This is a genomic window from Mycobacterium sp. FW102-FHT13B02 (genome assembly GCF_058790275.1).
Window position 1 is genome coordinate 77,669 of the sequence record NZ_JBYTCM010000021.1, and the last position, 22,263, is coordinate 99,931.

At 65.1% G+C, this 22,263-nt stretch carries 20 protein-coding genes and 1 pseudogene; 8 read left to right on the forward strand and 13 right to left on the reverse strand.

The window, feature by feature from the left end; genetic code table 11:
* Positions 1–17: 17 nt before the first annotated feature.
* From AC3WTE_RS26430 to AC3WTE_RS26455, 6 genes are all read right to left on the reverse strand, one after another.
* Complete coding sequence (locus AC3WTE_RS26430) at positions 18–1,046, reverse strand: MCE family protein (RefSeq protein WP_492442322.1); 1,029 nt, start codon at positions 1,044–1,046, stop codon at positions 18–20.
* Positions 1,043–2,353: an MCE family protein gene (locus tag AC3WTE_RS26435; RefSeq protein WP_492442324.1), complete on the reverse strand. Its 1,311-nt coding sequence runs from the start codon at positions 2,351–2,353 to the stop codon at positions 1,043–1,045. The genes AC3WTE_RS26430 and AC3WTE_RS26435 overlap by 4 nt, the downstream gene beginning before the upstream one ends.
* A gap of 6 nt (positions 2,354–2,359) precedes the next feature.
* Entirely contained in the window at positions 2,360–3,214 is an 855-nt protein-coding gene (locus AC3WTE_RS26440) for an ABC transporter permease (protein ID WP_492442326.1), read from the reverse strand.
* Positions 3,211–3,897 carry an MlaE family ABC transporter permease gene (locus tag AC3WTE_RS26445; protein WP_234884465.1) on the reverse strand — a complete coding sequence of 229 codons (687 nt, stop codon included), beginning with the start codon at positions 3,895–3,897 and terminating at the stop codon, positions 3,211–3,213. Before AC3WTE_RS26445 ends, AC3WTE_RS26440 begins: the two co-directional genes overlap by 4 nt.
* Positions 3,898–4,199: 302 nt before the next feature.
* Positions 4,200–6,188, reverse strand: coding sequence for a glycoside hydrolase family protein (locus AC3WTE_RS26450; RefSeq protein WP_492442328.1), 1,989 nt, complete (start codon positions 6,186–6,188; stop codon positions 4,200–4,202).
* Between the two features lie 335 nt (positions 6,189–6,523).
* Complete coding sequence (locus tag AC3WTE_RS26455) at positions 6,524–7,243, reverse strand: hypothetical protein (protein ID WP_492442330.1); 720 nt, start codon at positions 7,241–7,243, stop codon at positions 6,524–6,526.
* Here AC3WTE_RS26455 and AC3WTE_RS26460 point away from each other — a divergent pair.
* The 3 genes from AC3WTE_RS26460 (at position 7,206) to AC3WTE_RS26470 (ending at position 12,162) form a co-directional block, all read left to right on the forward strand.
* Positions 7,206–8,591 (forward strand): PecA family PE domain-processing aspartic protease, encoded by a 1,386-nt coding sequence (locus tag AC3WTE_RS26460; RefSeq protein ID WP_492442332.1) that lies wholly within the window; start codon positions 7,206–7,208, stop codon positions 8,589–8,591. The two genes, AC3WTE_RS26455 and AC3WTE_RS26460, sit on opposite strands and share 38 nt — an antisense overlap.
* 145 nt (positions 8,592–8,736) lie before the next feature.
* Positions 8,737–10,719: a PecA family PE domain-processing aspartic protease gene (locus tag AC3WTE_RS26465; protein ID WP_492442333.1), complete on the forward strand. Its 1,983-nt coding sequence runs from the start codon at positions 8,737–8,739 to the stop codon at positions 10,717–10,719.
* A 207-nt stretch (positions 10,720–10,926) separates the two neighbouring features.
* The gene (locus tag AC3WTE_RS26470; RefSeq protein WP_492442335.1) at positions 10,927–12,162 is read left to right on the forward strand and encodes a DUF445 domain-containing protein; all 1,236 of its coding nucleotides are present in this window, start codon (positions 10,927–10,929) and stop codon (positions 12,160–12,162) included.
* Positions 12,163–12,167: 5 nt separating this feature from the next.
* Here AC3WTE_RS26470 and AC3WTE_RS26475 read toward each other — a convergent pair whose 3' ends face one another.
* Together AC3WTE_RS26475 and AC3WTE_RS26480 are read right to left on the reverse strand one after the other, a co-directional pair.
* Positions 12,168–13,313, reverse strand: a complete 1,146-nt coding sequence (locus tag AC3WTE_RS26475) for a cellulase family glycosylhydrolase (protein ID WP_492442337.1) — start codon at positions 13,311–13,313, stop codon at positions 12,168–12,170.
* 92 nt (positions 13,314–13,405) lie between these two features.
* Positions 13,406–13,990 (reverse strand): TetR/AcrR family transcriptional regulator, encoded by a 585-nt coding sequence (locus tag AC3WTE_RS26480; RefSeq protein ID WP_492442338.1) that lies wholly within the window; start codon positions 13,988–13,990, stop codon positions 13,406–13,408.
* 93 nt (positions 13,991–14,083) lie between these two features.
* On the opposite strand from AC3WTE_RS26480, the gene AC3WTE_RS26485 reads away from it, so the two are divergent.
* The gene (locus AC3WTE_RS26485; RefSeq protein WP_492442340.1) at positions 14,084–15,226 is read left to right on the forward strand and encodes an acyl-CoA dehydrogenase family protein; all 1,143 of its coding nucleotides are present in this window, start codon (positions 14,084–14,086) and stop codon (positions 15,224–15,226) included.
* Between the two features lie 3 nt (positions 15,227–15,229).
* Here the strand turns inward: AC3WTE_RS26485 and AC3WTE_RS26490 are convergent, their stop codons facing one another.
* From AC3WTE_RS26490 to AC3WTE_RS26500, 3 genes and pseudogenes are all read right to left on the reverse strand, one after another.
* Positions 15,230–15,877: a hypothetical protein gene (locus AC3WTE_RS26490; protein WP_492442342.1), complete on the reverse strand. Its 648-nt coding sequence runs from the start codon at positions 15,875–15,877 to the stop codon at positions 15,230–15,232.
* A gap of 49 nt (positions 15,878–15,926) precedes the next feature.
* Entirely contained in the window at positions 15,927–16,928 is a 1,002-nt protein-coding gene (locus AC3WTE_RS26495; RefSeq protein WP_492442343.1) for an alpha/beta fold hydrolase, read from the reverse strand.
* A 181-nt stretch (positions 16,929–17,109) separates the two neighbouring features.
* Positions 17,110–17,876, reverse strand: a pseudogene (locus AC3WTE_RS26500) (SDR family NAD(P)-dependent oxidoreductase).
* Between the two features lie 25 nt (positions 17,877–17,901).
* On the opposite strand from AC3WTE_RS26500, the gene AC3WTE_RS26505 reads away from it, so the two are divergent.
* Positions 17,902–18,504, forward strand: a complete 603-nt coding sequence (locus AC3WTE_RS26505) for a TetR/AcrR family transcriptional regulator (RefSeq protein WP_492442408.1) — start codon at positions 17,902–17,904, stop codon at positions 18,502–18,504.
* On the opposite strand, the gene AC3WTE_RS26510 is transcribed toward AC3WTE_RS26505, so the two are convergent.
* Entirely contained in the window at positions 18,505–18,981 is a 477-nt protein-coding gene (locus tag AC3WTE_RS26510; protein WP_492442345.1) for a nuclear transport factor 2 family protein, read from the reverse strand.
* Between the two features lie 181 nt (positions 18,982–19,162).
* On the opposite strand from AC3WTE_RS26510, the gene AC3WTE_RS26515 reads away from it, so the two are divergent.
* Both AC3WTE_RS26515 and AC3WTE_RS26520 read left to right on the forward strand, forming a co-directional pair.
* Positions 19,163–19,378 carry a three-helix bundle dimerization domain-containing protein gene (locus tag AC3WTE_RS26515; protein ID WP_492442347.1) on the forward strand — a complete coding sequence of 72 codons (216 nt, stop codon included), beginning with the start codon at positions 19,163–19,165 and terminating at the stop codon, positions 19,376–19,378.
* A 325-nt stretch (positions 19,379–19,703) separates the two neighbouring features.
* Complete coding sequence (locus AC3WTE_RS26520) at positions 19,704–20,120, forward strand: hypothetical protein (RefSeq protein WP_492442349.1); 417 nt, start codon at positions 19,704–19,706, stop codon at positions 20,118–20,120.
* A 288-nt stretch (positions 20,121–20,408) separates the two neighbouring features.
* On the opposite strand, the gene AC3WTE_RS26525 is transcribed toward AC3WTE_RS26520, so the two are convergent.
* A complete protein-coding gene (locus AC3WTE_RS26525) occupies positions 20,409–21,206 on the reverse strand; it encodes a L,D-transpeptidase (protein ID WP_492442351.1) in 798 nt (265 codons plus the stop codon).
* 269 nt (positions 21,207–21,475) lie between these two features.
* On the opposite strand from AC3WTE_RS26525, the gene AC3WTE_RS26530 reads away from it, so the two are divergent.
* Positions 21,476–22,249, forward strand: coding sequence for a glucose 1-dehydrogenase (locus AC3WTE_RS26530; RefSeq protein WP_492442353.1), 774 nt, complete (start codon positions 21,476–21,478; stop codon positions 22,247–22,249).
* Positions 22,250–22,263: the final 14 nt, after the last annotated feature.

Sequence of the window (22,263 nt, forward strand, 5' to 3'; positions counted from 1 at the left end):
TTTCCATGTCTTTCGAGTCATTTCGGCGTGCACCGCCCAGAATCCTGGCCGGCGACCTTGACGTACACGGGTTGGCCGCCTTTTCCGTTGAGCTTGAGCAGCGCGTCGCAGAGGTAGAAGCCGAAGTAGTCGCCGTACAAACCGTTGCGGGACAGGATCTGGTACGCGTCGGGCAGGGTCTTCACCAGGTCGTCGACATAGTCGTGATCCGCCATGATCTGTCCTGAGACCCGGTCCGTCTGCTGCACAGTCTGTTTGATCGGTTCGCGGGCTACGGCGAGCAGGTCGGCGACCGACCGTGCCGCGGTATCGATGTTCGCCACCCCAGTGGCGATATCTGACTTGCGCTCGGCCAGCCCCTGGACGAGTTGTGACAGCTTGTCCAAGCCGTCGGCGAACTGCGTGTCGCGGGCCGCGAAAGTCCCCAGCACCGTGTTGAGGTTGGTGATGACCTCACCGATGAGCTGATCGCGCCCGGCCAACGTCGTCGTGAGCGCGGAGGTCTGCGCCAGCACCGAAGAGATGGTGCTGCCCTGGCCCTGGAACACTCGGAGCAGCTCACCGCTCAGCGCATTGACCTGGTCCGGATCGAGCGCGCGGAACAACGGACGGAAGCCGCCGATGAGCGCATCGACGTCGAGGGCGGGCGACGTCCTGGACAACGGGATCGTCTGGCCCGGAAGGAGTTTGCGCACCGATCCGGGGCCTTCGTCGAGCGCCAGGTAGCGGTCACCGATCAGGTTCTCGTAACGGATGGTCGCCGTGGTGCCTTCGGTGAGCGTCAGTTGCCTGTCGATCGCGAAGTCGATGGTGACGGTGCCGTCTTTGTGCAGGTTGAGGCTCTCGACCTTGCCGACCTCCACGCCGGCGATGCGGACGAAGTTGCCGCCCTTCAGCCCCGATACGTTGCTGAACACCGCTTGGTAAGAGGCCCGCGAATCGAACCGGAACTGCCCAAACACCGTCAGCAGCCCGAACATGAAGAGCAGGCTGACCACGATGAAGACGACGACACGGGTTGCGGTCCCGCGGATCCGGCTTCTCATGGTGTCCCCGGAGCAGGCTGGGGCTCGCCCATGTCGACACCGGGCAGCCCCGGCGCCGGGCCACCCGGGTACCGAATCCGCGGCGGTTCCGGTTGCGGCTTGGTCACCGGGAAGTAGTTGGCGAAGCCGGGGAAGCCGATGCCCGGGTTGGGCCGCATGTCCAGTCCGTCACCGAAGCCGGTATCGGTCACCAGATACTTGACCGGAAAGTTCTTGCTGACGTCGGGCAACGAACCGCAGCTCGGCTTGCCGCCGGGTCCGCCACTGGCGTTGACGACAGGAAGATTGTCGGGGAACCGGTAGGGGTCGGCGCCGGCCAGCAGCGCGGCATCCATGATCACCGATTTTCCGTTGCCGCCCATGGCATATCGGCCACCGTGCTCCAAGAACCACTGGGCGCCCTGGAACAGGCAGGTGTACGTCGGCGAATACGTGTCGAGCAGCGCGGTGGTCGGTCTGAGCAGTTCCATCGCCCGCACCAGGGTGGTCTGGTTGGCGCCGATGGTGTCGATGCCCGCCTGGGAAAAGCCGACCGCGGACAACAGCAGACCGTCCAGTTCTTTCGACTGGCCGGCGATGGTGGTGGCGGTGGTCGAGAACGAATCCAGGGTGGACACGATGTCCGGCGCCGCAGTCGAATACGCCTGAGCGGTCTGACCGAACAACTGCCAGTCCTTGCGCACGGTGTCCATGCGCGGATTCACGGCCAGCAGCACCTGGTTCGCATCGGTGATGGCCTGGCCGATGACTTCACCCTTGCCCCGTAGCGATTCGGCCACCGCCGACAGCACCGAGTTGAGCTTCGTCGGGTCGATGACCTGGACCACAGACTGCAGGTTCTCGAACACGGTGTTGACCTCGACGGTGACGTTCTTCGACTGCAGCACCGCTCCTGACCGGAGGTGGCCCGCACCGGGGCCGGCCGCAGGCACGTTGAGTTCGACATACTTGGCGCCGAATGCGGTGCTGGACCTGATCTGGGCTTCGACATTGCCGGGCAGTTGTGCGAAGGGTCCCGGATACATCCGCAGTTTCAGCGTCGAAAGCACGTGTCCCGCAGTATCTGTCCGGCTGCCGATGGATTCCACTTCGCCGATCTGTACGCCGCGGAGTTTCACCTTGGCGCCGTCTTCCATCACCAGGCCGGCCCGGTCGGACACCAGGGTCAGAGGCACAAATCCCTTGAGCGATCCGGAGAAGAACAGCCACGTCATCGCGGTCATGACGACGACCGCCAGCACGAGTACCGGCGCCCACCAGATCGGGTCGATCTGCGCACGCCGAGTTCCGTTGGTTCCCTTGGCCATCGGAGGTCAGCCCGCCAGGTGGAAGTTGCCGGACTGCCCGTAGACGGACAGCGTGATGGTGAGCAGGATGAACACGCCGGCGGTGATCGAGGTACGCACCGCGCGGCCGACGGCCTCGCCGACACCGGCCGGTCCGCCCGTCGCGGTGAAGCCGTAGTAGGTGTGCACCGCCATCACCGCGGCAGCCATGGCAAGCGCTTCGAAGAAGGACCAGGCGAGATCGTTCGGGTGCAGGAATGTCGTGAAGTAGTGGTCGTAGACGCCGCGCGACTGGCCGTAGATGATCGTCGTTCCGAACCGGGTGGCCAGGAAGGACATCAACACGGCGACGGTGTAGATCGGGATAACGGCCACCACGCCGGCGACGATCCGGGTCGCCGCGAGGTAGGTGACCACCCGGATGCCCATCACCTCCAGGGCGTCGATCTCCTCGTTGATGCGCATGGCCCCGAGTTGCGCCGTCGCGCCGGCACCGATGGTGGCGGCGAGTGCCACCCCGGCCGTGGCCGGGGCGATGAAGCGCACATTGAGGAAGGCCCCCAGGAAGCCCGTCAGGGCTTCGATTCCGACGTTCGACAACGTGTTGTAACCCTGGACCGCGATGAGAGCGCCGGTGGACAGCGTGAGGAACCCGACGATGACCACGGTGCCGCCGATGACCGCGAGTGCCCCGGTGCCCATGCCCATGACCGCGATGAGGCGAAGCACCTCGCCGGGATACCGTCGGACGGCGTCCGCCGTGGCAGCCAAAGCGCTGCCGTAGAAGGCCGTCTGCTCCCCCAACCGTCGGGTCGCCGCAACTGCCTGGTCTGCCAGTTCGCCGAGGGGGGCGGGGCGGTCGGCATCCACATCCGTTGTCATGGCGCAACTTTCACGCCGAATGCCGTCGCCAGGATGTTGATCAGGAACAGCGCCATGAAGGAGAAGACCACGGTCTCGTTGACGGCATTGCCGACGGCCGTCGGACCACCCCCGACTGACAGCCCCTTGTAGCACGCGATGAGTCCGGCCGACAGACCGAACAGCAACGCCTTGACCAGCGAAACGATCACCTGCGGCAGGCCGGTCAGCAGCGTCATCCCGGCGATGAACGCACCGGGGGTCACGTGCTGGATATAGACGACGAAGAAGTAGCTGCCGGCCAGGCCGACGACGGCCACCATCGAATAGAGCATCGCGGCGACGAAGGTTGCGGCAAGAACGCGCGGCACGACGAGCGCCGGAATGGGGTTGACGCCAATGACTTTCATGGCGTCGATTTCTTCGCGGATGGTCCGCGCGCCGAGGTCGGCACACATCGCGGTCGAGCCGGCACCGGCCACGACGATCGCGGTCACCACGGGCCCCACCTGCGTCACCGACGCCAGCGCAGCGCCGGCACCGGACAGATCGCCGGCGCCGACCTCGATCAGCACGATGTTGAGTGTGAAGACGATCAGCACCGTATAGGGAATCGACAGGACCACGGTGGGTACGACAGAGACCCGGGCGACGAACCAGATCTGCTCGATCAGTTCACGCCAGGCATACGGCGGGCGCAGCATGGCGGCGCACGTCTCGCCGCTGAGGACGATGAAGTCGCCGACCGCCACTGCGGGTCGCGCCCACGGCGCGGAGGCGCGCGAAGGCGACTGAAGCGGTTGCGCCACAAGCTGCCTCCCAGTGTCTTCCGTTGTCGAGCTTGGCCCGGACGTTAGGAAGGCACCAGTTTGCTGTCAACGCAACAGGATTGGGGTACAGCGACGTCAATTACCGAAGATGCAGGTCGACGGGGCGCAATTGCTTCGGTTCACCCGGATTGAATCGCGCTGAGCCGAAACCTACCTGCGAGTGGCCCAGTCGGGGCTCAGTTCTGTTCGGCCTTGGCGCCCGGAGCAGAGTCGCCCGTGGCGGCCGTCGCCGTCGCCGGCTGCGGTTTCGGCTTGGCCTGGGGCTTCGGCTGAGGCTTCGGCGCTTTCCCCTTGGGCGTGCCGTCGGGCGCCCGGCCGTTCGCCGGCTTCTCGTCGCCGTCCTTGTGCTGGCCGGGCTTGGCGCCCTTGGCGCCCTCGTCGCCCTTCGGGGTGTCCGACGTCGAATTCTTCGGGTCCTTCGAATCCTTTTTATCCGCAGTCTTTTTGCCGTCAGAGTCAGACTTGCCGGCGTCCTTGGTCCCCGGCGTCTTCGCCTCGGGGTCCACGTTTGGCAACTTCTGCTCGTCCGTGGACTTCACCTCGGGCTCGGTCGCGGTTTCCCTCGTCGGCTCCTTGACCGGTTCCTTCACCACGGCCGGGGCGTCGGCGCCCTTCACTTCGGCGCCCTTGGCGGGCGCGATCTTCAGGCCGGCCGCGCCAGCAACGGGCTCCGACTTGGTCGCAGCGGTCGGCGTGGGCGAGTCCAGCTCCACCGCAACCGTTTTCATTGCCGCCACCGCTTTCAGCGCCGCGGTCGGAGTCACCGCTGCGGCCGGGGGCCGAATGATGTCGCCGATCTTCTGGATCACGTTCGAGATGCCCGCGATCACGGCCTTCGTCACGTCGACCGCGGTGTTGGCCACCCACTTCACCCCTTGTACTACGGCGTTGGTCACCCATTTGACCGTGTTCACCACTGCCTGCGTCACCGCCTTGGTGACATTGACAAAGGCGGTCCACGCGGCGTCAACGACCTTCACGACAGCCTGCCCGACCTTGGCGATGACGTCCACGACAGCCCCCACCGCCAGCCGTACCGCGGCCAGGATTCGCGCTCCGATGCCCTCGACACCCCCGACGCCATTGAGCCGCAGGATTTCCTCTGCGATGACGAAAGCGGCTTCCTTGGGGATCCAGTCCGCGTAGAAGACACCGAACTTTCCGCTGCCGGGCTGGTCGTCACGGGTCGTGTAGATGAAGAGCGGCCCGCCGAACGACATGGTCTGCCAGGTGTCGATGAGGTTCTTGATGAATTCGGCTTGCGTCTGCTCGCTGACGTTGTTGGTCGGCACCCCGTACTCGGTGATCCAGATCTTCTTGGCGGCGTCACCGTTGGCCACCATGAGGTCGTAGATCTTCTGAATCTGGGTCAGCGGCGAGAGCGGCACACCCGCGCCGTCGGAGAACATCAACGTCTCGTGGTAGGGATGAAACGCCAACGCGTCGAAGTAGCCTTGCGCGCTGGCGGCGTACATCGCGTTGATGTAGTCCACCGGATTCATGGTGACTCCGTTGACCGTGAAGACACTGCCGAGCCCGGCCGCGATGACCGTGGCCGACGGATCGGCGGCTTTGATGGCCGGATACGCGGCCTTCAGCAGGTCGGCGTAGCTCGACGGTGAGACCGGGTCGTAGAAGCAGACGCAGTTGACTTCGTTCCACACCTCGTAGGCCGAGATCGTTTTGCCGTACCGGGTGGCGACCTGACTCATGAAGTTCGCGTAGGCGACAGGGTCGGGAGTCTTTGCGCCGGGGAAGTTTCCGGCGGTTCCGGCCCACACGGGCGTGCTGTTGACCATGGCGAGCACGCCCATGTTGCGGGCCTTGGCCGCGTTCATGATCGCGTCGATCGGCGCCCAGTTGTACTGGTTGGGCAGCGGCTGCGTGTACACCCAAGGGATGTAGACCCGGACGTCTTGGACGCCCATGGTCTGCAGCATGTCGAGAGTGGTGTCGATGTCCTGCTGCGACATGCCGTACAGGCTGGAGTCGGCCATGCCGATGGTCGACGGCGCGGAGACGATCTCCGAAGTTGGCGTCACCGCCGTGTGGACGACCGGCTGCACCAACTGCGCCGCATACGCGCACACCACCGCCAACGGAATCAACGCGGTCAACGCTCGAACGGCTACCCGACGTCCCAATGTGCCGATGAGCCCAGCCACGACAGCCCCCTCGAATGCATGCCTCGGCAGCAACCGTGTGCTGCGACCTCAACTTACGTCGGGGGATGTTAGCCCGCGGCCGATTTGCCCGAACCACCTCACCGGGCCTGTCCCGCCGGGGTGAGGCGAAGGTGCCCAGTGCGGCAGCCACAACTGGTGAGTGGCCGGAAACTATTGACGGCTATGGCAAACACTTTGCCGGAAGCACTGCGGCATTCGTTCGAAGCTGTTAATTTCCTGTGCGTACTGCGGCGCGACGCCGGTCTGCCACACTGCTACGCGGCAATGCCGCAGCGGCGGTTGACGTGCCGGGGTCTCGTGGCCGCGCGGCGTGACTATGGAGGACCCGAAATGGCTGGTGCACACCGTCGCCCGCAACCCCGAAACTTGGCGGTGTCGACGTGGCTGGGCACCGGAGTGGCCGCCGTCGGTGTCAGCGCAGCACTGTTGGGAAGCGCCGCCATCGCGAGTGCAACGCCGTCGACCGACTCGGATTCGTCCTCCGCCTCGTCATCGAATTCGGCACCGCCCAAGAAGGCGCCGGCGCAGAAAAACACCAAGAGCAACAAGAAGAAGGACACCGCGGCTGCGGCCGACGCGATCGATTCCAAAACCGCACCCGACACCAAAGCCACGTCGGGTACCGGCGCCTCAGCCGACGCGGCTGCGGACACCGACAACGACGCAAAGCCGGCGCGCAATCGCCCCACGAAGTCCGACAGCAACAGCCGGCCGGCATCCGCTCCGAAAGCGGGGACCGTCGCGAAGCTGCCGTCGACCGCCGCCCAGGCGGTGACCAACGGTCCGTCGACGAAGAACCCGCTGAAGACCGCCGTCGCGGTCAAGCCGCCGACGGAAACCCAGACCAAGGCCGCGTCGAGCTCTTCATCGTCGGCAACACCGGCGGCGGCGTCGACACCGGCTCCGCCGGCTGCGACCGCCCCGCATGTCTCCGTCGCCGCAGCTGAAACATCAGCGGCCGCAATCACTTCGATTCCCAACACGACCGTCAAGGCGTTGAGCAGCGTCGCGACGCCGACCGCTCCAGCCGGCATCTCCGGACTGCTGTCGGTGCTCGCCGCCGTCGGCCAGGCCCTCGGGGCCGCCACGCTGGCCACCGAGGAGTCCCTCGCCAGCTCGGTGGTCGGTACCACCAACACCGTGAGCAAGCTGCTGGGCGTTACGCCCGCCCTGGCGACTACTACGGAAAAGACAAGTGCCGCAGCGACTCTCACCCCGGCCCCCACCGAGACGTGGCAGCCGGGCCAGACCGGCACCGCGGATCAATATGTCAACACCGCGCTGGCCGAAATCCAGCAGGCGCGCGCACTCCTGGGTACCGGCTGGGACACCTGGTATTCGAGGTATCAGCTGTCCATCGCCACCTCGTACCTCACCAAGTACCAGGCCAACCAGCAGACCCTGATGGACAACTATGCGGCGAACCCGACCAGCTCGACGGCCCTGAGCGCGCTGAAGGCTAACGAATCGCTGCCCGGTAAGGCCGTCGCGGCGCTGAAGGCGGCGCGCTATTGGGCGGCCAATCCCGCCATCAAGGCCGTCATCGTCGACGCCACGACCAACAGCCGGATCTACGCCTCGGTCCCGCTGTCCATGTACGCCGGCGTCGAGCCGATCGTCAACATCTCGGTGAACGGCGGGCCCAGCATCAAGGTGCTGGTGGACACCGGTTCGTCCGGACTGGTGGTCAACGCCAAGAACGTCGGACAGACCGGCCTCGGTAACGCGGTGGGTACCGGCACCGGCGCCTACAGCGGCGGCCTGACCTACAACTACAACACCTACAACACCGCGGTGAACTTCGGTAACGGCATCGTCACGGCACCGACCTCGGTCAACATCATCACCGACCCGACACAGCAGGCCGCTTTCGCCCAGTTCCTGCAGAACAACGGCGTCGTAGGCGTCCTCGGTGTCGGCACCAACGCGGTCGGCCCCGGTCCCGGCCTGGTCACCACCGCCCTGCCGGGCGCCTTGAAGAACGGCATCTACATCGACGAAGCCGGACGGACGCTGACCTTCGGTCCCAACCCCCTACCGGCCCGCGTGACCACATCGGGATCACCGAATGTGATCGGTTCTGTCCGCATCAACAACGGGCCGAGCACGCCGATCAACCTGCTGATCGACTCCGGCGGTGTCACCGGCACCCTCCCGCAGACGATCATGGGCAGCTCGATCCCCGTCGGCACCGTCATCTCGGTATACGACAGCAACGGCGCCCTGCTCTACACCTACACGACGACGTCGTCGTACACGCCGGTGGTGACCTCCGACGCCTACAACGCCGAGCTGATGAACACCGGTGCAATGCCGTTCCTGCACAACAGGATTTATATCGACTACGGCACCGCGAACGGATCGACCGTCTTCGACCTCTAAGCTGCGCGACACCAACTCGTCGCTGTCAGTTTCCTACCAGTACAGTGCTTCTACCTCGGGCGGACAGTCTTCTGTGGCCTAATTCGGCAAACTGTTGCAGTTGCCGGGTCGAGGGACCATGCGGCGGAACGTAGAAAGGTCCAAAATGACTGGCAAACATCGTCGCGCGGAGCGCCGGACGCTGGCAGTATCGACCTGGCTGGGCACCGGAGTGGCCGCCTTCGGTGTGAGTGCGGCGCTGCTCGGCAGTGCCGCGGTCGCGAGCGCGGCTCCCGATTCCGATTCCTCGGCACACTCCAGTAGCACGCCCGCGCACAAGGACACGCCGGCGCACAAGGACAAGACCGATGCCGACGCGACCGGAGCCGACGCCAAAACAGAACACGCGCCGGCCGCGGGCTCGCATGGAAAGCCGTCCAATACAGCGGAATCCATCGTCAGCAATGTGACGCCGAAGAGCACCCCGAAGCACCCCGTCGCGGCGACCGACGACAGCCCCGCGCCCAAGGCCGTAGCCACAGTAGCGGCCGCCACCATTAAGCCGGTTGCCGCAGTCGTGACACCCTCGTTGCCGCACGCCGCCGCGGTGCGCGTCGCCGCCCCGACGACTCCGCTGCCGAGCATCACGCCTGCCGCCACACCGGCCGTCACGCCCACCGTCACCACCGCCCCGGTATCCGCGGCTGCCGTGACGTCCACCGCGGGCACCACGACGAACACGACGAACACCACGAGCACGACGAAGACACCGTCGACCGGCACCGGTATCTCGGGAATCCTGTCCGTGTTCGCCGCCATCGGCCAGGCTCTGGGCACTGCCACCCTGGGCACCGAGCAGACCCTCGCCGCCGCGGCCGTCGGCACCAGCCAGACCCTGAAAGGCCTGCTCGCCACGCCCGGAACCCCCACTCCTGCAACAGCTCTCACGCCGGCTCCCACCACAACCTGGCAGCCGGGTCAGACCGAGACGACGACGCAGTACGTACAGACCGCGCTGCAGGAAATCTCGGCCGCGCAGGCGCAGCTGAACGCGGACACGTGGGGTAAAGGCAACTGGTGGGCGGGCTTCGCCGCCGCGGGCACGCAGTTCCAGCTGTCGATCGCCAGCTGGGAGCTGAGCTCGTACCTCAATGGCAATCCGGGCGCGATGTCGTTCTACCAGAGCAACGCCAACGGCTGGCTGGGCGGCTTCGCCCTCGCCGCCCTGAACTGGAATGAGGCGCTGCCCGGCTATGCCGTGGGGGCACTGGGCGCCGCGAACTCCGGCACCAGCGATGCGGCCGTCAAGTCCCTGATTTCCCAGGCCGCCGTCAACGGCCGGGTCTACGGGTCGGTTCCGCTGACCATGTATGCCGGCACCGAGCCCATCGTGTACATCTCGGTGAACGGCGGTCAGAAGGTGCCGGTCTTGGTCGACACCGGCTCGTCGGGCCTGGTCATCAGCGGTAACAACGTCGGGGCGACGGGCCTCGGCAACGCCGTCGGCAGCGGCACCGGCGCCTACAGCGGCGGTTTGACCTACAACTACAGCGAGTACAACACCCCGGTCGACTTCGGGAACGGCATCGTCACCGCGTCCACCACCGTCGACATCATCACCGACCCGACGCAGCAGACAGCCTTCAACAACTTCCTGTCGGCCGATGGTGTCGTCGGCGTCCTCGGTATCGGGACCAACGCGGTCGGACCGGGGCCCAGCCTGGTGACCACCGCGCTGCCGGGCGACCTGAAGAACGGCATCTACATCGACGAACGCGCCGGGACACTGCAGTTCGGCCCCAACCCGCTGCCTGCCCGGGTCACGACGTCGGGCTCGCCGAACGTCATCGGTTCGGTCACCGTGAACGGGACGAACACCCCGATAAACCTGCTCATCGACTCGGGCGGTGTCACCGGCACCCTGCCGTCGACCATTGCCGGTTCCGGCCTGGCCGACGGCACCGTCATCGCGGTGTACGACAGCAGCGGCAACCTGCTCTACACCTACAAGACGACGTCGACGAACTCACCGGTGGCCACCACCGATGCCTACAACGCATCACTGATGAACACCGGGGCGCAGCCGTTCCTGACGAACTCGATCTACATCGGGTACGACACAGCAAACGGCACGACGGTCTTCGACTAGCAGCGCCATCGCTCGGTAGTCCGCTTGCGGCCGTTGTCATGCGTAGATAAGGGTCGCATTGTGGACGATTCGTGGCGCCGTTTGGTCAACTGAGCAAAATACGCGATCCCTCGTTGCGGATTTAACGTGCCCATTAGTCTTCACCCACGGGTCGCCGGTTAACGTAGTCGAGCCATTCACCGGACGCGACTGATGGGAGACAGCCAGGTGGAGCATCTCTTGGCCAATGCGTTCGCCTACCCGTGGTGGGTGTACGTCACCATCCCGTTGGGCGCCGCGTTCGTCGGCTGGATCACCAAGATCATGGCCCTGAAGATGATGTTCTACCCCGTTGAGTTCAAGGGCATCCCGCCTTACCTCGGCTGGCAGGGTCAGATTCCCAAGCGCGCACCGAAAATGGCAGCGGTGGCAGTGGATTCGCTGACCTCGGAGATTCTCAAACCCGAGGAGATGTTCGACAAGATCGACCCGAACGAACTGGTCAAAGAGCTCGCCGAACCGCTCCGACAGACCTCCGCGGAAATGGTCGACACCATCATGATGTCGTTCCAGTCGCAGATCTGGCGCGCCACGCCTGACCAGATCAAGGACGTCGTCGTCAAGAACGTCGAGAAGCGCATCCCGGTGGCGATGGCCGCGATGTTCGACAAGCTCCGCGGCCAGGTCGACCAGATCTTCGACATCAAGCACATGGTCGTCACCAACCTGGTGCGTGACAAGGTCACGCTCAACACGGTGTTCCAGGACATCGGCAAGCCGGCGTTCAAGTTCCTGATCATGTCCGGCCTGCTCTTCGGCTTCCTGATCGGCCTGGTCCAGGCCGTCGTCTTCGGCATCACCAACTGGCACTGGTCGCTGCCGCTGTTCGGCCTGCTGACCGGTGGTCTCACGGACTACGTTGCGCTGCAGATGATCTTCCGGCCGCTCGAGCGGAAGAACGTCTTCCTGGGCATCAAGTGGCAGGGCGTCTTCCAGCGCGAGCGCGCCCAGGTCGTCGAGGGCTATGCGGCGCTGATGGCCCGGGAGATTTTTACGCCCCAGGCCATCATGGAGAGCATGCTGAACGGTCCGTCGTCAGACCGGTTCTTCGACATCATCTCCACCGAGATCAGCCAGACCATCGACACCCAGATGGGCTTCACGGGCAAGATCATCAAGTCCGTCGGCGGCCGCCAATACGTGGACATGAAGAAGCAGATCACCGATTCGATCATCGACAAGCTGCCCGAAACGTCCACCTACATCGAGGGATACATGCGGGACCGCCTCGATCTGGAGAACGTCATGGTCACCAAGATGATGCTGCTTGATTCGCTCTCGTTCGAGAACCTGCTGCGCCCGGCCTTCAAGGATGACGAGTGGATCGTCGTCGTGCTCGGTGCCACGCTCGGTTTCCTCTGCGGTGAGCTGCAGGCACAACTGATTCTCCTGCTCGCCCACTGATCGCACTAGGTCTGGCCGGTTGCTCCGGTCAGCTTCCGTACGGTGAGCACTTCGCTGTCGCGGAAGGCCCGCCCGTTGGGGTAGAGCAGATCACTGAACCAGGTCTTCGGCTCCGCTGGGTAGGGGTGGTCCCACGAATCCCAGGGGAAGTAGGTCTGGGTCTTTCCCGCCACCAGACCCCAGCTGTACGCACCGACGTTGCGCTGCTTGGCGATTGGCAGAATGCCCTCGACGGTACTGCCCTGGTTGCGGGCCAGGTACTCGGTGCAGATGATGGGCCGGCCCAGCGGTGCGAGCTCGTCGATCCGGGCCGAGAAGTCGGCCGGCTTGGCATAGCTGTGGAACGAGATGATGTCCGAGTTGTCCAGCTGGATCGACGCGATGGCGCTGCGCTGCGCGGGGTTGGCCCAATTGCCCTGCCAGACACCGCTTGTCAGTGGTTGCACCGGGTCGACAGCTCGCGCCCAGGCGAACACCTGCGGCAGCAGGTCGGCGACGAGTTGCATCTTGTCGCCGCGCTCGACCTTGCGATAGACGTTGGCCGGGTTGTCCGGCTCGTTCCACAGGTCCCACCCGACGATGCGGTTGTCATTGCGGAACAGATTCAGCACCCCGGTGACGTAGTTCTGTAGGACGGCTCGGTACTTCGGGTCACCGAGCCGGTCCGCACCAGGGCTCTGCACCCAGCCTGAGTTGTGCACACCCGGCGTCGGCGCCCGCTGCACGCCGAGCGTCGGATGCGGGTCCCAGCACGAATCGAAGAAGACGAACAGCGGCTTGATGCCGTGGTTCGACGCGATGCTCACGAACTGCGTCAGGCGCTGCGAGAAGCCCTGTGGGTCCTGTGCCCACAGCAGATCGTGCAGGAAGACCCGAACGGTGTTGAAGCCGAACCAGCGGGCGGCACCGAGTTCGGCGCTGATGCGACCGGGGTCGTAGGTACCCGACTGGAACATCTCCAGCTGGTTGACCGCAGTGGACGTGATGTAGTTCCCGCCGACCAGCCAGCCCTGCCCCTGGTACCAACTGTTGGCGCGTTCGGGCGTCCAGCGCGTTCCCGCGGCAGACGCCGGGGCCAACCCGGAAAATCCGGCCATGGCAGAACCCGCTGCCAGCAGCAGCGGCACCTTGAGAGCGGTTCTGCGGTCCACCGCACGAGGCTACTGATCTTGATCGGACTATTGGGCCATGCTTATCGAGTTGCAACAAACACGACGTCGGGTGGTGACGTCAGGCGGCTGGGTCAGGCGTTGATTCCCGCCGTGAGAATCGCCGCGAGCTCGCGATATGCACTCGCATCGTCGAGTCCGGTACTCTCACGCACCCGGCGCTGCTGGATCCGCACCATCATGGTCGACGCCACATCGGCGGCGAATGCTGCATGGACATCACGGAATTCACCGCTTTCGACACCTTCGGCGATCATCTCCTGCACCCGACGAGCCGCGATCTGCGTGTTCTTCTCGTAGACGCTGCGGGCCGGGGTGAAGGCGTCCAGGTCTGCCATGAACTGGTCCGACGCCGCGTCCAGCACCGTCCCCACTGCCGACAGGTAGGCGGTGATCCGGGCTCGGGCGCCATCGACGCCGGCTACGAGCTGCTCCACCTCGTCGGTGGCCTGACGAAAAAACTGCACGGTCGCGGCGCGGACCAGCTGCTCCTTGCTGCCGGCGAGGGTGTACAGCGTCGACTTCGAGCACCGCAGTCGCCCGGCGATGTCATCGAGCGTGAGGTGCGCGAACCCCTCGTCGAGGAACAACGTGATCAGGGCGTCGAACAGTTCGGTGCGACGGCGGGTACCGAATGCCGGGGACGGGCGCGCGCTCACATCGGCATAGTACTGCCGGCCTTTACTCAGTACTACTCAAACAGTACTGTGTCAGGTAATTCAGTACTGTCCGACGTATTAGTGGAGTACCCGGTGCCTGTTGATCGCCTCTTGCCCAACGACGAAGCCCACGCGCTCATCGACCTGACCCGCGACATCGCGGACAAGGTGCTGGATCCGATCGTCGACAAGCACGAGAAGGACGAGACGTACCCGGACGGGGTGTTCCCCACCCTGGGCGAGGCGGGGCTACTGAGCCTGCCGTACCCCGAGGAGTGGGGCGGCGGCGGCCAACCCTATGAGGTGTATCTCCAGGTCCTCGAGGAACTCGCCGCCCGGTGGGCGTCGGTCGCCATCGCGGTCAGCGTGCACAGCTTGTCGTGCCACCCGCTGATGACGTTCGGCACCGACGAGCAGCGGGAGCGCTGGCTGCCAGAGATGTTGAGCGGCAACGTGGTCGGTGCCTACAGCTTGTCCGAACCACAGGCCGGCTCCGACGCCGCCGCACTGGCGTGCAAAGCCGTTCCGTCCGACGACGGGTACCGCATCACCGGCTCGAAGGCGTGGATCACGCACGGTGGACTCGCCGACTTCTACACCCTATTTGCCCGCAGTGGCGAAGGTTCGCAAGGGATTTCATGCTTCCTGGTGCCGAAGGGCATCGAGGGACTCAGCTTCGGCCGGCCCGAGGAGAAAATGGGCCTGCACGCGGTGCCCACCACGTCGGCGCACTACGACGGCGTTTTCCTGCCCGCCGAGCGTCGTATCGGCGCCGAAGGACAGGGCCTGCCGATCGCCTTCAGCGCGCTCGACGCCGGCCGGCTCGGTGTCGCCGCCGTAGCGGTCGGTCTGGCTCAGTCCGCGCTGGATCAGGCGGTGGCCTACGCCCAGGAGCGAACGACCTTCGGCCGCAAGATCATCGATCACCAAGGGCTGGGCTTCCTACTCGCCGACATGGCCGCCGCCGTCGACTCGGCCCGGGCCACCTACCTGGATGCCGCGCGCCGGCGCGATGCCGGACTGCCGTACTCGCGCAACGCCTCGGTGGCCAAACTGGTCGCCACCGATGCCGCCATGAAGGTGACCACCGATGCGGTCCAGGTGCTGGGCGGTGCCGGCTATACCCGCGACTACCGCGTGGAGCGCTTCATGCGGGAAGCCAAGATCATGCAGATCTTCGAGGGCACCAACCAGATTCAGCGACTGGTGATCAGCCGGAGCCTGGCGGGCCGATAGCCGTCAGCGTTCCGCCGCTGCGGACTTGCGCTTGACCTTGCCAACCGAACGAATCACCAAGGCCGCCAAAACAATGAGCAAGAACGGCCCGTAGAACAGCGGGTAGGTGATCCCGCGACGCCAGTACGCGACGAAGAAGGTCAACCAGATCACGTAATTGCCGGTGACATGTAGCCGTCGCCAGGTCGCATACTGCATCCGGTCGGCAATCCGGTCGAACGAGGTGACAGTCATCGCGATGATGAATCCGTAGGCAATCGTGTCGAGGATGTACACGGCCTCCGGGGTGCGCGCGACGCCGGCTTTGAAGCGCGCGCTGCTCAGAATCACGGACGCGACGATGAATCCCGCGTGGACCAGATGCGACCCGGCGAAGGCGACGCCGAGATAACGCCGGTTGCGACGCACCCATTTGGTGATGTCGTTGGGCCACAGCCGGTAAGCCGACGAGGCGGTGAATGCCAGCAGGAACAACACAGCCGAGGTCCGCGCGGTGATCCGGATGCCCTCGTTGGCCCCGGCCACACCACCCACAGTCACCGCCACCGCGGTGGTGCTGATTGCGATTGCGAGAACCAGTGTCCAGGTCAGCCGCCATCCGGATAGCGACGAGATCGGGTTACGGGTGATCGGATCGTCGACCATTGACATCGGTGATGTCACCTTTCGTCAGGTTGTTGCACAATCTCTCTCGGGGCGATCAGCGGGATGACATTCGGCTCACGTCAACCACCGCGGCAGCGAATTGCGCGGGCGCCTCCTGCGGTACGTTGTGGCCAATTCCATCGAGAACGCGGTGTTCATATGTCCCCGTGTACATCGACCGATATCCGGCGCCATCTTTCGCCCCACCATCGAAGTCACTGGCGATCGTGATGGTGGGGACATGTATCAGCGGCCTGCCCTGCAAACGTTGTTCATCTGCGTCGTAACGACTTTCACCCGCCGCGAGGCTCAGACGCCACCGGTAGTTGTGGATCACGATGGCGACGTGGTCGGGATTGTCAAACGCGGCTGCGCTCAGTCCGTATGCCGCATCGGTGAAGTGCCACCGCGGCGACGCCTGCGACCAGATCAGCCGATTGAACGCCTTGGTGTTCTGCCGGTAGCCGAGCTCACCGCGCGGCGTGGCGAAGTAGTACTGGTACCACCAACCCAACTCTGCGTTCGGATCCAACGGCTGCAGGTTGGCCGCCAGGTTGACCACGATGTACCCACTCACCGCGACCAGACCCGCAACCCGCTGCGGCCACAGTGCCGCAACAGCATTGGCCGTGCGCCCACCCCAGTCGAAACCGCCCAGGATTGCCCGCGGGATGTTGAGCGCATCCATCAGGGCCACCACGTCCGCAGCCAGCGCGGCTTGCTGGCCGTTGCGGACCGTGGTGTCGGCCAGGAACCGGGTCGAGCCGAAGCCGCGGAGATACGGCACGATCACCCGGAAGCCCTGGTCGGCCAGCAGCGCGGAAACGTCTGCGTAGCTGTGGATGTCGTACGGCCAGCCGTGCAACAGGATGACCGGTGGACCGTCCGCCGGTCCCGCTTCGACGTAACCGACGTTGAGATCGCCGGCGCGAATCTGCTTGACCGCATTCAGGTTGTGCTCCGGAGCGGGCGGAGGCGTCGTCTTGGCGACCGGCGGCGGCGCGGATGACGACCCGCACGCCGCCAACGACGCCGCACCGACCGCTGCGGTCGCCATCAAGCCGAACTGCCTTCTGCTGAAGCCGTTCACGGGTCGTCGTTCCTCTCAGGCCTTCTCAATACGGTGCCCACGATTCACCACCGCGGCGCACGACACCTATCCCACCGGCTGATCCACATCGTGTCCAACGATAGATTTCGATGGCATGCATCTGTTTCAGAGATGAGAAGTCCAGGCATCAGACCGCCGCCCAACCGCCATCCACGCTGAGGACGACACCGTGGATGTTGGCGGCGTCATCGCTGACCAGGAACGCCACCGAGGCAGCCACCTCCTCCGGCGTGCTCATCCGTCGGGACGGCAGCCGGTCGAGCACCGGCTGGACGTGATCGACGAATTCCTGTTGCCGCTCGGTCGCGATCGGCCCTGGCGCCACCGCGTTGACCCGAACCCCGATAAGGGTCCGTACTCGTCGGCCCAGGATGTGGTGAGCGAATGGATCGCTGCCTTGTTCGAGTTGTAGATCGCCGAACCGCTGGCCCCACGTAGTCCGGTGATCGACCCGATGTTCACCACGGCCCCGCCACCGTGTCGAACCATCTCAGGGGCAATCACACCGGTGAGCAGAAATGGCGCAAAGACGTTGACCTCGAACGCCTCTCGCAGCACCGCGGGAGCGATATCACCCGTAGGTGTCGGCATCAGCAGGGTGGCGGCGTTGTTCACCAGGATGTCCAGCCGCCCGCCCGCTGCCTCCGTGGCGCGCTCGGCAAGAACCCGAATGGCGCCATCGCCACCCGCCAGGTCAGCGGCGACAAACGACGCCCCGCCACCGGCCGCCCGGATCGCGGCAACCAGTTCGTTGCCGCGCTCGGTATTCCTGCCGCTGACCACGACATGCGCGCCTTCGTCGGCCAGCCTGCGGGCGATCGCCACCCCGAGGCCTCCGGTGGAACCCGTGACCAGCGCTGTGCGGTCAGACAATCGCGTATCTTTTGGACTCATGAGTCCACATGCTCCACCGGACAAAATGGACCTGCAAGTCCAAAAACTGACGTCCAAGGGGCAGGCCACCCGGGCCCGGATCATCGATGGCGCCGCAGCCGAAATCCGGGAGCGCGGTGTCGCACAGACCACCATCGAAGACGTCATGGCACGGACCCGTACGTCGAAAAGCCAGATATTCCATTACTTTCCGCATGGGAAAGATCAGCTGCTGCTTGCCGTCGCAACTCTCGAATCACAGCGAGTGCTCGACGACCAGCAGCCCCATCTGAGCTCGCTCACCTCATGGGCGGCCTGGCAACGCTGGCGGGACGTGGTGGTCGAGCGGTACCGCCGGCAGGGCCAGAACTGTCCGATTGCCGTATTGATGTCCGAGATCGGCCGCACCAGTACCGGCGCGCAGGCGGTCACCACCGAGCTGATCGACTCTTGGCGCAGCGCCATCGCCGAAGGAATCGCCGCGATGCAGCAGCAGGACAAGATTGCTCGTGCCGTCGACCCCGAGCGTGCGGCTGCCGCGCTGCTGGCCGGCATCCAGGGCGGAGTCGGGATCATGCTCGCCACCGGCGACCTCACCTATCTCGAGGCCGCCCTGGATGAGGGCATCAGCGCGCTGCGGCAGCGCTAGCTACTGAAGCGGAATATCGAGACCCGGCCCGCGTTCCGAATCCGGACGGACGCCGAACCAGCGCCGCTCCGATTCGGCGATCTGTAGATCATTGATGCTGGCTTCGCGGCGCCGCATGAGCCCGTTGTCGTCGAACTCCCACAGCTCGTTGCCGTAGCTGCGCCACCACTGCCCGCCGTGGTCGTGCCATTCGTACTGGAATCGGACGGCCATCCGGTTCCCGCGGAAGCCCCACAGGCTCTTGCGGAGTACATAGTCGAGCTCGCGTTCCCACTTGGCCGTCAGGAAATCCACAATGGCATCGCGGCCCGTCACAAAGGTGTCGCGGTTACGCCATACCGAGTCCGGGGTATAGGCCGTGGCCACCAATTCAGGATTGCGGGTGTTCCACGCATCCTCGGCCGCTTGCACCTTCGTCAGTGCCGTCACTTCATCGAACGGCGGGAACGGCGGTCGGGACTCCGGGGTGCCGGACATGGGCGAGCCTCTCGTCAACGGGGTACGGCCGGACGGGGCCGCTAGGCCCGCCGTCGTTTACAACCCTAGGAGGGCCTCCGACATTTCCGCCGCCTCACACGGCGCCCTTAATTGTTAGTTCGCCTACACGTCACCCCGTCTGCGTTGACAGCCGTCAACGCCGCCAAGAAGGATCGACGGCATGTCCGCCAAGACAGAAGAGCAGGTATTCACCGAAATCGAGAACCGCCTGACGGCCAAGTTTGCGGACCTGCCCCCGGCTCGGGTGACAACCGTCATCGCGGGCGCGCGCGACCAGTTCGCCGACAGCACGATTCGGGACTTCGTCCCGCTCCTCGTGGAACGTCGCGCCGAGGAGGAGTTGGCCAGGCTATTGGCCGGAGACGCGGCCCGCTAGCCCGGCTTCGCGCGGTGCGTCGTCGAGTTTGCTAGCCTCGCAACGGGTTCCAGCACCGCCCGATTGCCCCTTGAGACCTTTCTGTGAGGACTTTGAGGCGATTGAAACGGTGCGGTCACGTTCGCGGCTCAGTCCCATGTCGAGCACGCATCCGATTGAAAACATGTCTAGACCCAGCCTCTCGCGGTGCCCTACGGTTCAGCTGCGCAAATTTTCGGCGCTGTAATTTAAGGGCACATTCAAGGAGACGCCGGTGATGATCAGCTTTGGTCGAATCGCTGTGAAAATAGTTGCCAGCGCTGGGGTGTGCGCTACCGCCGTGGCCGTGAGCCCCAGCGCCGCGGCAGTCCCACTGAAGACTGGCGGATATTCATGCGACGCGGGAGCCGCGGCACCTGCAGCTGGGGCACCCGCCGCGGCTGCCGGGGCTGTACCCTGCGCCGCCCCTGCCGTCGAGTCCTCGGGCATCATCGGCCCCCTGGCCGCCGCGCCGGTCGTCCCGGCCGCGGTCCCGCCGGTTCCCGCCGTCGTCCCGCCTGTGCCGGCTGCGGTGCCCCCGATCGTCCCGCCCATCCCCGCGGGCCTACCCATCGGCGCACCCATCCCGATTGCCGCGGCGCCCGCTGCGATCCCGATGGACATGGGCGGTATCACGGAGGGCAAGGAAGCCCGGACCCTGCGGCCCGTCGACGCCGGCGGCCCCACCCCCAACCTGCCGACCCAGCCGGGCCCGCAGAACTGAACCATCTAGCTGCACAATCGCTTTCACTGAAGCACCCGAGCCCGCGCGGCTCGGGTGCTTCATGCGTCTGGTCGCGGTGACCCCGCGCTGAGGGCTCTCCGCCCGTTGACCCTGCGCTGAGAGCGAACTCCTGCGAGCAACGTCCGCCACAGACACAGCCTCAACCACCCAAACGCCAGCCAGCCCATTGACCCTGCGCCGAGGGCCAACTTTTGCGAGTAACGACCGCCGTAGACACAGGGTCAACGGATGGGCAAGGACGAATTGTCTTGCGACGCAGGGCTAAGGCTAAGGCTCCACGATGACCGGGTCGCCGATGTTGACGGTGTTGAAGTACCACTCGGCTGCCGCGGGCGCCAAACCAATACAACCGTGGCTGACGTTCTCAAAACCCATCGACTCGACGGCCCATGGCGCCGAATGTACGAACAGTCCGCGCCGGCTGATCCGTACCGCGAACTCGACGTCCGTCATGTACCCGTCCGGATTATCGACGGGAATGCCAACGCTGCTCGAATCCATAAGCACATTGCGGTCTTTCGCCAACACGGTGTACTTGCCAACCGGTGTCTCATACTCCGGCCGGCCCATGGTCGCGAGCAGAACGCCCGACTCGCCGAGGTGCGGAAGATGATGTGGCGCCGGCATATCCGGTGGCGTCTGACCGTCGATCGTCACGGTGAAGGTGTGGTCCGCCACGTGGGCGGTCCCGACGACGGCCGGACCCGTGGTGAAGGCCATCGGCTGACCACCGACGGTCAGCTTGATGGTGCTGTGCGCGGGCCAGAATCCATCCGGAACCCATTGCACCACTTTGTTATCCAGCCATTCGAACTTGCCGGACATCGCAGGTGTCGACGTCACGTCCAAGGCCATCTCGGCGGCGGCGCGGTTGGTGATCGGCTGCTTGAATGTCACCACGACGGGATGTGCGACGCCGACCGGAAGGCCCTGCGTCGGCTGCGTCGACTCGATGATCGAGCCCAACGGCAATCGGATGCCTGCCGTCTCAATGCCGAGCGCGCCGCCAGTGGTGGTCGTGGCGACCACGACCACAGCAAGGACGCCGTGTACTAACACCCGCATATATCCGACCCCTTTGTCGCTGGCCGCATGGTTGAACACGGTCATGGTATGGGCCGCGGATCGCCCAAATCCGTACGGCGCGTCAATATTTCGGTCAAAGATTAGTCACGGATTGGCTACCCAACATCACGGCGCCGATCCGGCATCGACCAATTCGAGTCCCACGGGGTGGGAGCTCACCCGCCGGTGACGAATAGATGTGATTGCCTGCTCACGCGGGCGGACCCGATGGCGATCCGCGCCCTGAGGCGTCGAAAGGGAGTGCTGCGATGGCAGATTCGGATAGCTTGTCGGACGTGGTGGCGATCGTCACCGGTGGCTCACGCGGTCTCGGTGCGTCGATGGCGCAGCACATTGTGGCCAGCGGCGGCAAGGTCGTGATCGCCGACGTGCTGGACGACGAGGGGCGGCAACTGGCGACCGAGCTCGGGAACGCGGCGCGCTACACGCATCTCGACGTCACCGATCGTGGCGAGTGGGACGCGACCGTCGCGCTGACGGTCGCGGAGTTCGGCAAGATCACGGGCCTGGTCAACAACGCCGGTATCTCCACCGGACAGTTCATCGAGCACGAGCCGCTGGAGCACTTCCGCACCGTGCTCGACGTCAACCTGGTCGGTGTCTTCAACGGCATTCAGGCCGTCATCGCGCCGATGCGCGCGGCCGGTGGCGGCTCTATCGTCAACATCTCCTCGGCCGCCGGCCTGATGGGCCTGGCCTTGACCGCCGGATATGGCGCCTCCAAATGGGCGGTCCGCGGCCTGAGCAAGATCGCTGCCGTCGAACTGGGCACCGACCGCATCCGGGTGAACTCCGTGCATCCCGGCATGACCTACACGCCGATGACGGCGGAGGTCGGCATCCAGCTGGGCGAGGGCAACTACCCCAACACGCCGATGGGTCGCGTGGGCGAGGCCGACGAGATCGCCGGCGCAGTCACTTACCTGCTGTCGCGCGCAGCCTCATACGTCACCGGCGCCGAGATCGCGGTCGACGGCGGCTGGACGACCGGCCCCACCGTCAAATACGTGATGGGCCAGTAACTCCATAGGCGACC

Bases quoted from the DNA above. Each gene is read 5' to 3' on its own strand.
- AC3WTE_RS26465 (WP_492442333.1), top strand. From the start codon at position 8,737: ATGACTGGCAAACATCGTCGCGCGGAGCGCCGGACGCTGGCAGTATCG.
- AC3WTE_RS26515 (WP_492442347.1), top strand. From the start codon at position 19,163: ATGTCCGCCAAGACAGAAGAGCAGGTATTCACCGAAATCGAGAACCGC.
- AC3WTE_RS26505 (WP_492442408.1), top strand. From the start codon at position 17,902: ATGGACCTGCAAGTCCAAAAACTGACGTCCAAGGGGCAGGCCACCCGG.
- AC3WTE_RS26455 (WP_492442330.1), bottom strand. From the start codon at position 7,243: ATGCCGGCTGGAGCGGTCGGCGTCGCGACGCTGCTCAACGCCTTGACG.
- AC3WTE_RS26430 (WP_492442322.1), bottom strand. From the start codon at position 1,046: ATGAGAAGCCGGATCCGCGGGACCGCAACCCGTGTCGTCGTCTTCATC.
- AC3WTE_RS26435 (WP_492442324.1), bottom strand. From the start codon at position 2,353: ATGGCCAAGGGAACCAACGGAACTCGGCGTGCGCAGATCGACCCGATC.
- AC3WTE_RS26530 (WP_492442353.1), top strand. From the start codon at position 21,476: ATGGCAGATTCGGATAGCTTGTCGGACGTGGTGGCGATCGTCACCGGT.
- AC3WTE_RS26495 (WP_492442343.1), bottom strand. From the start codon at position 16,928: ATGGCGACCGCAGCGGTCGGTGCGGCGTCGTTGGCGGCGTGCGGGTCG.
- AC3WTE_RS26510 (WP_492442345.1), bottom strand. From the start codon at position 18,981: ATGTCCGGCACCCCGGAGTCCCGACCGCCGTTCCCGCCGTTCGATGAA.
- AC3WTE_RS26525 (WP_492442351.1), bottom strand. From the start codon at position 21,206: ATGCGGGTGTTAGTACACGGCGTCCTTGCTGTGGTCGTGGTCGCCACG.
- AC3WTE_RS26445 (WP_234884465.1), bottom strand. From the start codon at position 3,897: ATGCTGCGCCCGCCGTATGCCTGGCGTGAACTGATCGAGCAGATCTGG.
- AC3WTE_RS26490 (WP_492442342.1), bottom strand. From the start codon at position 15,877: ATGTCAATGGTCGACGATCCGATCACCCGTAACCCGATCTCGTCGCTA.
- AC3WTE_RS26440 (WP_492442326.1), bottom strand. From the start codon at position 3,214: ATGACAACGGATGTGGATGCCGACCGCCCCGCCCCCCTCGGCGAACTG.